9 protein-coding genes are annotated in these 11927 nt (G+C 69.6%); 6 read left to right on the top strand and 3 right to left on the bottom strand.

Features of this window, described 5'->3' with window-relative positions:
* The first annotated feature begins 109 nt into the window (after positions 1-109).
* From G524_RS0108305 to G524_RS0108295, 3 genes are all read left to right on the top strand, one after another.
* Positions 110-1798 (top strand): alkaline phosphatase D family protein, encoded by a 1689-nt coding sequence (locus tag G524_RS0108305; protein WP_027443303.1) that lies wholly within the window; start codon positions 110-112, stop codon positions 1796-1798.
* Positions 1799-2061: 263 nt separating this feature from the next.
* Positions 2062-4062: a threonine--tRNA ligase gene (thrS, locus tag G524_RS0108300; protein WP_027443302.1), complete on the top strand. Its 2001-nt coding sequence runs from the start codon at positions 2062-2064 to the stop codon at positions 4060-4062.
* 10 nt (positions 4063-4072) lie between these two features.
* On the top strand, positions 4073-4816 hold the full coding sequence (locus G524_RS0108295; RefSeq protein WP_027443301.1) for a TSUP family transporter: 744 nt from the start codon (positions 4073-4075) through the stop codon (positions 4814-4816).
* Positions 4817-4827: 11 nt separating this feature from the next.
* Here G524_RS0108295 and G524_RS17315 read toward each other — a convergent pair whose 3' ends face one another.
* Genes G524_RS17315 through G524_RS0108280 form a run of 3 tightly spaced genes read right to left on the bottom strand, consistent with a single transcriptional unit; the run spans position 4828 to position 7698 of the window.
* Complete coding sequence (locus G524_RS17315; protein ID WP_281170499.1) at positions 4828-4956, bottom strand: hypothetical protein; 129 nt, start codon at positions 4954-4956, stop codon at positions 4828-4830.
* Between the two features lie 49 nt (positions 4957-5005).
* Positions 5006-5983 carry an agmatine deiminase family protein gene (locus tag G524_RS0108285; protein WP_027443300.1) on the bottom strand — a complete coding sequence of 326 codons (978 nt, stop codon included), beginning with the start codon at positions 5981-5983 and terminating at the stop codon, positions 5006-5008.
* A gap of 8 nt (positions 5984-5991) precedes the next feature.
* Positions 5992-7698 (bottom strand): M28 family peptidase, encoded by a 1707-nt coding sequence (locus G524_RS0108280; protein ID WP_027443299.1) that lies wholly within the window; start codon positions 7696-7698, stop codon positions 5992-5994.
* A 105-nt stretch (positions 7699-7803) separates the two neighbouring features.
* Here G524_RS0108280 and glnE point away from each other — a divergent pair, with 105 nt between their 5' ends.
* From glnE to G524_RS0108265, 3 genes are read left to right on the top strand one after another with little or no spacing between them, the layout of a single operon-like run.
* Positions 7804-10578 (top strand): bifunctional [glutamate--ammonia ligase]-adenylyl-L-tyrosine phosphorylase/[glutamate--ammonia-ligase] adenylyltransferase, encoded by a 2775-nt coding sequence (gene glnE / locus G524_RS0108275; RefSeq protein ID WP_027443298.1) that lies wholly within the window; start codon positions 7804-7806, stop codon positions 10576-10578.
* Positions 10575-11048 (top strand): peroxiredoxin, encoded by a 474-nt coding sequence (locus G524_RS0108270; protein WP_027443297.1) that lies wholly within the window; start codon positions 10575-10577, stop codon positions 11046-11048. The genes glnE and G524_RS0108270 overlap by 4 nt, the downstream gene beginning before the upstream one ends.
* Before the next feature lie 10 nt (positions 11049-11058).
* Positions 11059-11850, top strand: coding sequence for a ferritin-like domain-containing protein (locus G524_RS0108265; RefSeq protein ID WP_027443296.1), 792 nt, complete (start codon positions 11059-11061; stop codon positions 11848-11850).
* Positions 11851-11927: the final 77 nt, after the last annotated feature.

Raw genomic sequence — 11927 nt, 5'->3', positions numbered from 1 at the left:
AGGTCAAAACGACGGCGCATATCCAAGGCTCCTTTCCCGAACCTTGAATCAATCACTTGCCGTCCACGCAAGCCAGTTTATGAGTTTACGGCCTAGCTAGCCCAACACCATGACCAGCGCTCAGCCCCCTGCCCCGCCCGCCCCCGCTCTCAACCGCACCAGCGCCGCGCGCGCCGGCGCGCTCACCCGCCGCGGCCTGTTCGGCCTTGCCGGGGCGGGCGCCGCGCTGGCTGCAACCCCGCTTGCCGCGCACAGCTTTGGCCGCGGCTTCACCCATGGCGTGGCGAGCGGCGAACCGGGGCCGACCAGCGTGCTGTTGTGGACCCGCCATGTCGCCGAGGCAGGAACCGATCTTGTCTGGCAGGTGGCCGAAAGCGCCGATTTTGCCCGCATATTGGCCGAAGGCAGCGCCCGCGCCGAGCCCGAGCGCGACTGGTGCGCCAAGGCGATTGCCACCGGCCTTGCCCCGGGGCGCTGGTATTTCTACCGCTTCCTTGCCCCCGATGGCAGCGCCTCGCCCGTGGGCCGCACCCGCACCCTGCCCGATGGGCCGACCGCAGCCTTCCGCCTCGCGGTGTTCTCCTGCGCCAATTACGGCTTTGGCTGGTTCAACGCCTATGCCCATGCCGCCGCGGCCAATGATGCCGATCTGGCGGTGCATCTGGGCGACTACATCTATGAATACGAGGCGGGCAAATATCCCGACCGGCCCCAGGCCCATCCCGAGCGGGTGCTGGCGCCGGCAAGCGAGATCGTGGCGCTGGCCGATTATCGCCTGCGCTATGCCACCTATCGGGCTGATCCCGATCTCCAGCGCCTCCACCAGGTGCTGCCGATGATCGTGGTGTGGGACGATCACGAAACCGCCAATGATGCCTGGAAGGACGGGGCCGAGAACCACCAGAGCGAGACCGAGGGGAGCTGGGAGGCGCGCAAGGCTGCCGCGCGCCGGGCACACCGCGAATGGATGCCGGTGTCCGATGCGCCCTATGCCGCCTATCAGGTGGGCGACCTCGCCACGCTGTTCCGGCTCGACACCCGGATCGAGGGGCGCGAGAAGCAGCTTGATCTTGGCGCGGTGCTCGCCGGGCTCAAGGAGCCGCAGGCGATGATCGCCGCGCTCGCGCGCTTCAGGGATGGCGCCTGGGCCGATCCTGATCGCCAGCTTCTCGGCGCGGCGCAGGAAGCCTGGCTCGCCGCGGCGCTCAAGGCCTCGCGCGCCCGCGGCACCCATTGGCAGGTGCTGGTGCAGCAGGTGCTCATCGGCAATCTCAAGGCCCCGCGCAGCCTCATCGACCAGCTCGGCACCGGCCTGCCCGAATTTGTCCGCCAGCGCCTTGCCGCGGCGAGCCTGGCCGCGGGCGTGGGCCTGCCGCTCAACATGGATGCCTGGGACGGCTACCCTGCCGCCCGGGCGCGCCTGTTCGAGGCGGCGCTCGGGGCCGACGCCAATCTCGTGGTGCTGGCGGGTGACACCCACAATGCCTGGGCCTTCGATCTCGATTACCAGGGCGCCCCGGCAGGCGTGGAATGGGGCGTGTCCTCGGTCTCCTCGCCGGGATTTGAGACCTATCTCTCCTCCGTCAAGCCCGAGGACATGGCCCGTGCGCTGGTGGCCGAGAACCCCCAGCTCCAATGGGCCGACACGGCGCAGCGCGGCTACATGCTGGTGGAGCTGACCCCGGCGCGCGCCAGCAGCGAGTTCCGCTTTCTTTCCGGCATCCGCGAGCGTTCGACCCAACTCGCCGCCACCCACCGGATCACCGCCGAAAAGGGCGCGCGCCGCCTCACCGTCTGATCGGCCAGCGCATCGGCGCGGGCGTGACAGGGCCGCGCCGGGCGGCTAAGGGCTGAAGCCATGCTTCCTGCCCCGGCCACCACCCGCACCACCCCCACCCCGGCCATCCGGGGGTGGCGGCGCGCGGGTTGAGGCCCGCCGGCCCGCCGCCCGGATCGGGGCGGCGCGGTGTCCTTCCCGAACCGGATGTCTCCCGCAACACCGCTCTTCCGGTGCCCTGCCCTTTGCCCTAAGGGCGGCCCAAACCAGACGGACCACAAGCGATGACCGACATGTTCAAGATCAGCCTGCCCGATGGCTCGGTGCGCGAGATGCCGCACGGCAGCACCCCGGCCGATGTCGCCGCGGCGATCGGCCCCGGCCTTGCCAGGGCGGCGCTCGCGGCGCGGGTCAATGGCGAGCTGCGCGATCTTTCCCGGCCGTTTGATGGCGATGCCGAGCTTGCCCTCATCACCGCGCGCGACGAGGCCGAGGCGCTCGAACTCGTCCGGCACGATTATGCCCACGTGCTGGCCGAAGCGGTGCAGGCCTTGTGGCCGGGCACGCAGATCACCTTCGGCCCGGCGACCGAGGATGGCTTCTACTACGACGTCAAGGCCCCCGAGGGGCGCGAGCCCTTTGGCATGGACGATCTGCCCGCGATCGAGGAGAAGATGCGCGAGATCATTCGGGCCGACAAACCCCTGCGCCGCGAGGTGTGGAGCCGGGAGGCGCTGATCGCCCGCTGGCAGGCCGAGGGCGAGGTGTTCAAGGCCGAATGGGCGGCGCAATTGCCCGAGGGCGAGGAGCTGACCGTCTATTGGTCGGGCGATGACTGGCTCGACATGTGCCGCGGCCCGCACCTGCCCTCGACCGGGCGGCTCGATCCGGACGCCTTCAAGCTCACCCGGGTGGCCGGGGCCTATTGGCGCGGCGATCCCAAGAACCCCCAGCTCACCCGCATCTATGGCACCGGCTGGCTCAACAAGAAACAGCTTCAAGCCCACCTTACCCGGCTCGAGGAAGCCGCCAAGCGCGATCACCGCAAGCTCGGGCGCGAGATGGACCTGTTCCATCTGCAGGAAGAGGCCCATGGCAGCGTGTTCTGGCACCCCAAGGGCTATCGCATCTGGCGCGCGCTTGAGGCCTATATGCGCCGCAAGCTCGATGCCGCGGGCTACCGCGAGATCAAGACCCCGCAGCTTATGGACGTGCGCCAATGGCAGCAATCGGGCCATTGGGGCAAATATGCCCAGAACATGTTCGCCGTGCCCGATATCGTGCCCGAGGTGGACGAGGAGGCCGGCACCAGCGCCCCCAAGGTGGCCGCGGATGCGGCCTGGATGGCGATCAAGCCGATGAACTGCCCGGCGCACGTGATGGTGTTCAAGCAGGGCATCACCAGCTACCGCGATCTGCCGCTGCGCCTTGCGGAAATGGGCTGCTGCCACCGCAACGAGCCGCACGGGGCGCTTCACGGGCTGATGCGGGTGCGCCAGTTCACCCAGGATGATGCCCATATCTTCTGCACCGAAGACCAGGTGGTGGGCGAGGTGCAGGCCTTCATCGCGCTGGCCGACTCTGTCTATCGCGATTTCGGCTTTGCCTATGACATCAAGCTCGCGCTGCGCCCGGAAAAGCGCTTCGGCTCGGATGCCGATTGGGACAAGGCCGAGCAGGAATTGCGCGATGCGCTGACGGCCAACGGGCTGGAGTGGGAAGAGCTCCCCGGCGAGGGCGCCTTCTATGCTCCCAAGCTCGAATGGCACCTGACCGACGCGATCGGGCGCACCTGGCAGGTCGGCACCATCCAGTCAGACCGGGTGCTGCCCGAGCGGCTCGATGCCCATTACATCGGCGAGGATGGCGAGAAGCACCGCCCGGTGATGCTGCACCGCGCGATCTTCGGCTCCTATGAGCGCTTCATCGGCATCCTGATCGAGCATTTTGCAGGCAAGCTGCCGACCTGGCTTGCGCCGGTGCAGGCGGTGGTGGCCACGATCGTCTCGGATGCCGATGCTTATGCCGAGAACGTCGCCGCCCGACTGCGCGCCGCCGGCATCCGGGTGGAAACCGACACGCGCAACGAGAAGATCAACTACAAGGTGCGCGAACACAGCCACGCCAAGGTTCCCCACCTGTTGGTGGTGGGCAAGCGCGAGGCCGAGGAAGGCACCATTGCGGTGCGCACCCTGGGCGCCGAGCACCAGAAGGTGATGCCGCTTGCCGAGGCAATTGCGATGCTCAAGGCCGAGGCCACCCCGCCCGATCTCGCGGCGGGCTGAGGCGCTTGAGGTGGCGATCTTCGGCGCGCTTGACGCGCTCCAGATCGCGGTGGCGCTGCTCGCGGCGCTGGGGGCGAGCTTCGTGCGCGGCCTTACCGGCTTTGGCATGGCGATCCTGCTGGTGCCGGTGCTGGCGCTGGCGCTCCCCCCGGTCGAGGCGGTGGTGCTGGGCAATGCGCTCTCGCTCCTCATTGGCCTTACCGAGATGCGGATGCTGGTGCGCGCGGCCGAGCCATCGGCCTGGGCAATCAGCGCGTTGGTGGCGCTGACAACCCCGCTCGGGCTTGCGGCGCTGATCCTCACCGGGCCGGATGCGGCGCGGCTGGTGATCGCGCTCATCGCCTTCAGCGCCTTCCTCGCCATCCTGCTCCCGCCCCGCCCGGCGGCGGTGCCGGGCGCGTGGGTGACAGGGGCGGTGGGGGTGATAAGCGGGTTGATGACCGGCTATGCCGGGATGCCGGGGCCGCCAGTGGTGCCCTATTACGCCGGGCGCGCGCTGCCGCGCGTCACCATCAAGGCCTCGATGCTCTTGATCTTCACTCTCGCCGCGCTCGCCGGCCTCGCTGCGGCCTGGTGGCAAGGGGTGCTGCGGGGTGAGCTGCTGGTGCTGGCGCTCGCGCTGCTGCCGGTGATCCTGATCGGCAACCGCCTGGGGATGATGGTCTCAGGGAGAATCAGCGATCGCGCCTGGCGCAGCGCGGTCGGGCTGGTGCTGGGCGGGGCGGCGCTCGGCGCGCTGGCGCGGCTGCTTTGAACCCCTCCGGCCTAGAAGGGCAGCACCGGGCCGGCAAGGATCAGTGCGGCGGCACAGGCAAGCACGATCACCTGGCGCGCCAGCCCGGCCGCATCGAGGCGGCTGCCAGCGGTGAGCGGAAGGGCAAGGGCGCGGGTCATGTGCCGCAGACTGGGGGCAATGTGCTAAGGAAGCGTTAACGGGCGCGCCTCAGGCCGGCATCTGCTGGCTGGCGCAGTGAAACCCGCCGCCGCCCGCAAGCACCGCCTCGGCCGGAAGGCCGATGGTGTCGCGATCGGGGAACAGCGCGGCGATCGCCGCCACCCCATCGGCATCATGCGGGCTGCCAAAGGTCGGCACCACCACGAGGTGCGTGGTGATGGCGAAATTGACATAGCTTGCCGGCTCGATCCGGCCATCGCGGGTGATCCGCCCGGGCGAGGGGATGCGCACCACCTCCACCCCGGCGTCTGCCGCGCGTGCCGCCGCATCGGCATAGATCGCGGCATTGGGATCGTCCTTGCCGGTCGCTTCCGGCACCACCAGCCGGTTCGGACCGACAAAGCGGGCAAGATTGTCCACATGCCCATCGGTGTGATCGTTGATGAGGCCCTCGCCCAGCCACAGCACGCGGGCAAAGCCGAGCTGCGCGCGCAGTTCCGCCTCGATTTCGGCGCGGCTCAGGTGCGGATTGCGGTTGGGGTTGAGCAGGCATTGTTCGGTCGTCGCGACCAGCCCGGTGCCATCGCCATCCACCGCCCCGCCTTCGAGGATCATCGGCGCATGGGTGATCGCCAGCCCGGCATCGCGCGCCAGCTCCGCCCCGATGGTGCTGTCGCCCGGCATGAGATACTTGCCGCCCCAACCGTTGAAGCCGAAGCAGCGGGCGCTGAGCCCGCCATCGGCCTCGCGCACCACCAGCGGCCCGGTGTCGCGCAGCCAAATATCACCATAGGTGCGCTCATCGAGCACCACCTTGCCGCTCACCAGCGCCCGGGCGCGCGCGGCATTGGCTTCATCGCGCACCAGCAGCCGCACCTCCTGCCCGCTCTCGGCCACCGCGCTGGCAAAGGCGGCGATCTGGCGCTGTGCCGGCTCGAGCCAGCCGGGCCACTCCTCGGCAAGGTGCGGAAAGCCGATCCACAGCCATTGCTGCGGCGCCCATTCGGGGGGCATCAGCGCGCCCATGGTGCCGCTCAGCAGCCCTTGCTGGCAGCCTGGCAGGCTTGCTCGCGGATGGCGCGGAACTCGTCACCCTCGTTCCAATTGGGCCAGCTGGTGCTCATCGCCAGCATCCGCCCGAGCCGGTAATAGAGCTGAAGATCGGCCATCACGCCTGACCAGTCCCAGGCCTCGTCAAACTCATCCTTGGGGCCGTGATAGCGGTTTTCGGTGTAGTCCTTGGCCACGGCCTCGCCCGCGGCGCGGCCACCTTCGATGAGATCCTGCCCGCCATCGATATAGAGCATCGGCACCCCGCGCTTGGCGAGGGCGAAATGGTCCGAGCGGTAGTAATAGCCCGCCTCGGGCTTGGGATCGGGGGTGATCACGCGGCCATCAGCCTTGAGCGCGGCTTCGAGGAAGCGGTCGAGGGCCGACTTGCCCAGCCCGATCGCGGTGACATCGCGCGCCGGCCCGGCCATCTGCAACGCGTCCATGTTGACCCCGCCGACCGTCTGGGCGAGCGGGAAGATCGGATTGGCGGCATAGTGATAGGCGCCGAGCAGGCCCGATTCCTCGGCGGTCAGGGCGATGAAAACAAGGCTGCGGCGTGCCGGGCCGGCCTTGGCATGGGCCTCGGCCAGCGCCACCAGCGCGGCGGTGCCGGTGGCATTGTCGATCGCCCCGTTGCAGATGTCATCCCCGTCGCGCGCCGGGGTGCAGCGCCCGAGGTGATCCCAATGCGCGGTGTGGAGCACATATTCATCGGGCGCCTCGCTGCCGGGGAGAATGCCGATCACATTGTGCGAGGAGAAGCGGCGCAGATCATTGGCAAAGCTGGTGGCGGCGGCAAGGCCCAAGGACACCGGCTTGAAGCCCTTGGTCTGCGCCGCCTTGGTCAGCGCATCGAGATCCTGCCCGGCAGCGGCCAGAACCTTGCGCGCCGCGGCCTCGGTGATCCAGCCGTTCATCTGCGTGCGTGGCGGGGGATTGGCGCCATATTGCGGATAGGCCTGGGGACCGGTCCACGAGCTTTCCACCACGTTCCAGCCATAGCTCGCAGGCGCGCTCTGGTGCACAATCAGCGCCGCGGCCGCCCCCTGACGCGCGGCCTCCTCGAACTTGTAGGTCCAGCGCCCGTAATAGGTCATCGCCTTGCCGCCGAAGGGGCCTTCAAGCCCCTCGGCCTGCCAGTCGGGATCGTTGACGAGGATCACCACGGTCTTGCCCCGGACATCGAGCCCGGCATAGTCGTTCCAGCCCTTTTCGGGCGCGTTGATGCCATAGCCGACGAACACCAGCTCGCTGTCCTTAAGCGTGGTCCTGGCTTCCTCGCGATAGGTAACGCCCACCCAGTCCTTTCCGAACTGCAGCGCGATCGGCGCGCCCTTGCCGGTGAGCGTGAGCGGGGCGTAATCCTTGCCGGTGATCTCGACCAGCGGCACTTCCTGCACCCAGGAATTGCCATTGCCGGGCTTCAGCCTCGCGGCCTTGAAGCGCTCGGTCAGAAGCGCGATGGTCTTCTCCTCGCCGATGGTGCCGGGCATCCGCCCCTCGAACTCATCGCTCGCCAGCAGGCGGGTGACATCCTTGATCGTCGCCTCGGAGATGGCGCCGGACTCGACCTCGGGAATGTCGAGCGCGGCATCGGCGCTTGCCGGCGCGGGCAAGGCGTCGCAGGCGCCGAGCAGCAGCGCCGGCAGCGCGAGGGCGGCAAGGGCAAGCGGGCGGAAGGTGGCCATGGTGGTGCGCTTTCACAAGGTCTTGAGGAGCGGCGCTTCCTTTGCAGAGCCGCGCCGCCCATGCAAGCTTGCGCCCGGCCCCGCCGCGCGCCACAGAGGGCGGCGATGGGAGAGACCGGCACGCCCGATTGGGACAGCGCGCTGCGCCGCGCCCGCGCGCATGCGCCTTTCCTTGCCCGCGCGCTCGAACGGCAGGAGGCGCTTGCCGCCCTGCTCGCGGCGGGCGAGGGCGAGGCCGCGCTCGCCTGGGCGCGCGCGCAAGGCGAGCATCCCGACACCGAAGTTGCCCTGCGGCGCGAGCGGCTGGCGCTCGCCACGGCGCTGGCGATTGGCGATCTTGCCGGCGCCTTCCCGCTCGCGCGGGTGGTGGGCGAGCTCACCGCCTTTGCCGACCGCGCGCTCGACCGGGCGATCCGCACCGCGATTGCCGAGCGCACCGGCGCGGATTCTCCTGTCGGCTTCATCGCCCTGGCGCTGGGCAAGCAGGGGGCGGGCGAGCTCAACTATTCCTCCGATATCGATCCCATCTTCCTCTATGACCGCGAGACGCTGGCGCGCCGCGCGGGCGAGGATCCGGGCGAGGCGGCGCAGCGCTATGCCCGGCGGGTGGTGGCGCTGCTTTCGGCAAACACGCCCGATGGCTATGCCCTGCGGGTGGACCTGAGGCTCAGGCCCGCAAGCGAGATCAGCCCGCTTGCCGTGCCGCTCGGCACCGCGCTCACCCATTACCAGGGCGAAGCCCTGGCCTGGGAGCGGGCGGCCTTCACCCGCGCCCGCGCCGCCGCCGGGGATGTCGCTGCGGGCGAGGCCTTCCTCGCCCAGATCCGCCCCTTCGTCTGGCGCAGCCAGCTCGATTTCGGCGCGATCGAGGAAATTCGCGCGCTCACCCAGCGCATCCGCTCCGAATATCAGGGGCCAGCCGCGCCCGGCCCCGGCTTTGATGTCAAGCGCGGGCGCGGCGGCATCCGCGAGATCGAGTTCTATGCCCAGACCCACCAGCTCATCCACGGCGGGCGCGATGCCTCGCTGCGGGTGCGCGGCACCCGCGCCGGGCTCGATGCCCTTGCCGCGGGCGGCTGGATCGCGCCCGAGGCCGCGCGCATTCTCGGCGAGGCCTATGACCGGCTGCGCCAGATCGAGCACCGCCTGCAGATGGTGCACGACCGCCAGACCCACACCCTGCCCGAGAGCGCGGCGCTCGACGAGGTGGCGCGGCTCGACGGGCTGGCCGATGGTGGAGCGCTGGTGGATGAATTGACGCGGATCACCGCCCGCAGCGCGCGCCTCTATGAGGAACTGATCGGCACGGGCGCGGCCGCCCCGGCGCCGGCCAGCCCCCTGCCGGCAAGCGCGCTCGCCCGGCAGCTTGCCGCCTGGGGTCTGAGCGAGCCCGAGGCGCTTGCCGAACGCATCGAAAGCTGGCGCGACGGGCGCTATCCGGCGATCCGCAGCCCGCAGGCGATCGCCGCCTGGGACCGGCTCGCCCCGCGGCTGATCGAAGCCATCGCGCGCAGCGACGATCCGCCCCGCGCGCTCACCCGCTGGCAGCGCATCATCGAAAGCGCCGGCAGCCTGGTGACCACCTTCCGCCTGCTCGATGCCCGGCCCGAACTGCTCTCGCGGCTGGTCGCCGCGCTCACGCTTGCCTCGGTGCTGGCCGACGAACTGGCGCGCAAGCCCGAACTGCTCGACACCCTGATCGACCGCGACGCGCTGAAGCTGCCGGGCGACAAGGCGGCGATCATGGTGCGGATGCAGGGCGCCGCGGTGCGCGATGATTACGAGGCGCTGCTCGATGCGATCCGGGTGATCACCGGGGAAATCCGCTTTGCCCTCGGCATCCAGCTGATCGAGGGCCTCGCCGATCCGCTCGCCATCGCCCGGGCGCTCTCGCGCACCGCCGAGGCGGCGATGGAGCTGGCCGCCACGGCGACGATCGGCGAATTTGCCGCCCGCCATGGCCGCGTGCCGGGCAGCGAGCTGGTGATCCTCGGGCTCGGGCGGCTGGGGGGCGGGGCGCTCACCCATGCCTCCGACCTTGACATCGTCTATCTGTTCACCGGCGATTTTGCCGCCCAGTCCGATGGCCAGCGGCCCTTGGGCGCGACCACCTATTACAACCGCCTTGCCAGCCGGGTGAGCGCGGCGCTGTCGGTGCCGACCGCGCAGGGGGCGCTCTACGAGGTCGACACAAGGCTGCGCCCGCAGGGCAACCAGGGCCCGCTGGCGGTGAGCACCGCGGCCTTTGCCAAGTATCAGCGCGAGGCCGCCTGGACCTGGGAGCACATGGCGCTCACCCGCGCGCGGGTGCTGTTCGGCTCGGATGGCGCGCGCGCCGAGCTTGGCGCGGTGCTGGACGAGGTGCTCCACGCCCGGCGCGACAAGGCGGCGCTGCGCAGCGCGGTGCTCGCCATGCGCGCCGAGATGGCGCGGCACAAGCACCCCAGCGGGCCGATCGATGCCAAGCTGATGCGCGGCGGGCTGGTCGATATCGAGTTCCTCGCCCACTATCTGCAGCTCAAGGGCGAGGCCGGCGATGGCCGCCCGCTGCGCCTGGCCGCGCCCGCGGCGATGGCGCCCGATCTCGAGGTGGCGCTCGGCGCGCTCGCCAAGGCCGGGCTGGTGCCCGATGCGCTCGGCGAAGCGCACCGGCTGATGACGCGGATGCTGGTGGCCGCCCGCCTGCTCGCCCCCGACGGCAAGGAACCGCCCCCTTCGGGCGCGCGGGCGCTGGCGCGCGCCTGCGGGCATGCGAGCTATCCGGCGCTGATTGCCGCCTTTGCCGAGGCGCGCCAGGTGGTGGCCGGGGTGTGGAAACAAATCTTCGGGCAGGACATTCTGGCAGGCGATCACAAGCCCCTTGAGGAGGACAACGAATGAGCAGCTTTCCCGGCGTTGGCGATCCCATCCCCGATATTGCCATGCAGACCCCGGATGGAGGCAGCATCAAGCCATCGGATTTCCGTGGCTCCAAGCTGGTGATCTTCTTCTATCCCAAGGATGACACGCCCGGCTGCACCACCGAGAACAAGGATTTCTCCGCGCTCAAGGACGCATTCGAGGCGGCCGGCACCAAGCTTTTGGGGGTAAGCAAGGATCCGCCCGCCAGGCACGCCAGGTTCATCGCCAAGCACGGGCTTACCGTGCCGCTTGCCAGCGATGCCGAGGAGGGCGGCCTGTCCGATGCGCTCGGGGTGTGGGCGGAAAAGCAGATGTACGGCAAGACCTATATGGGCATGGTGCGCGCCACCTACCTCATCGATGCCGCAGGGCGGATCGCGCGCATCTGGGACAAGGTCAAGGTCGCCGGTCACGCCGCCGAGGTGCTCGAGGCGGCCAAGGCGCTTTGAGGCTGCAGCGATGACGAGCCTGGCCCGCGCCATCCGCGCCGCACTGCTCACGAATGAGCCGCGGGCCAAGTGCCTTGCCACCCGCGCGCTGGTGCGCGCCTGGCGGCGCGGCGAACTCGCCTGGGAATTCGATGTCGCCATGCCCGCGGCGCCGGCCTGGCCCGAGACCCTCGTGTTCCTGCCGCCGGGCCAGATGCCCAAGCGCGGGCGCGGCGGCTCGCCCCGCGCGCGCATCGCCCTGTGGCATGCGCTCGCCCATATCGAATTCGTCGCCATCGACCTGGCGCTCGACATGGCCGGGCGCTTCGGCGAAGCCATGGGGCGCGGCTTCGTCAGCGATTTTCTCGGCGTCGCTGCGGACGAGGCGATGCATTTTGCCCTGCTGGCGCGCAAGCTGGATTCGCTCGGCAGCCATTACGGCGCGCTGCCGGTGCACGCTGGATTGTGGGAAGCGGCCGCGGCCACCAGCCACGATGTCGCCGCGCGCCTGGCGGTGGTGCCGATGGTGCTCGAGGCGCGCGGGCTCGATGTCACCCCCGCCACCCGCGCGCGCGTGGCGGCGAGCGGCGATGCCCATGGCGCAAAGATCCTCGATCGCATCCTTGACGATGAAATCCGCCATGTGGCGATCGGCACCAAGCATTTTTTGCGCTGTGCCGAAATGGCGCAGGCCGCGCCCGAATCCCTGTGGCAAAGCTTGGTGAAACGGCATTTTCGCGGTGCCGTTAAGCCGCCGTTCAACGACTCAGCCCGTCTTGCAGCCGGTTTGTCGCGCGATTTTTACGCGGCGATTGCCTCTTAACGACTCGCCCGGATAACTCCCTCCCATCGCAGGCACGCACAAGACGTGCCGGGAACATGCACCTGCGGCGCGCGCCG

This window comes from Erythrobacter cryptus DSM 12079 (assembly GCF_000422985.1).
GTDB classification, from domain to species: domain Bacteria; phylum Pseudomonadota; class Alphaproteobacteria; order Sphingomonadales; family Sphingomonadaceae; genus Erythrobacter; species Erythrobacter cryptus.
The sequence above is the reverse complement of the archived record's forward strand: the minus strand, read 5'-3'. Positions and strand labels throughout refer to the sequence as shown.

Bases quoted from the DNA above. Each gene is read 5' to 3' on its own strand.
- glnE (WP_027443298.1), top strand. From the start codon at position 7,804: ATGGGAGAGACCGGCACGCCCGATTGGGACAGCGCGCTGCGCCGCGCC.
- G524_RS0108265 (WP_027443296.1), top strand. From the start codon at position 11,059: ATGACGAGCCTGGCCCGCGCCATCCGCGCCGCACTGCTCACGAATGAG.
- G524_RS0108305 (WP_027443303.1), top strand. From the start codon at position 110: ATGACCAGCGCTCAGCCCCCTGCCCCGCCCGCCCCCGCTCTCAACCGC.
- G524_RS0108270 (WP_027443297.1), top strand. From the start codon at position 10,575: ATGAGCAGCTTTCCCGGCGTTGGCGATCCCATCCCCGATATTGCCATG.
- G524_RS0108285 (WP_027443300.1), bottom strand. From the start codon at position 5,983: ATGGGCGCGCTGATGCCCCCCGAATGGGCGCCGCAGCAATGGCTGTGG.
- thrS (WP_027443302.1), top strand. From the start codon at position 2,062: ATGACCGACATGTTCAAGATCAGCCTGCCCGATGGCTCGGTGCGCGAG.
- G524_RS17315 (WP_281170499.1), bottom strand. From the start codon at position 4,956: ATGACCCGCGCCCTTGCCCTTCCGCTCACCGCTGGCAGCCGCCTCGAT.
- G524_RS0108280 (WP_027443299.1), bottom strand. From the start codon at position 7,698: ATGGCCACCTTCCGCCCGCTTGCCCTTGCCGCCCTCGCGCTGCCGGCG.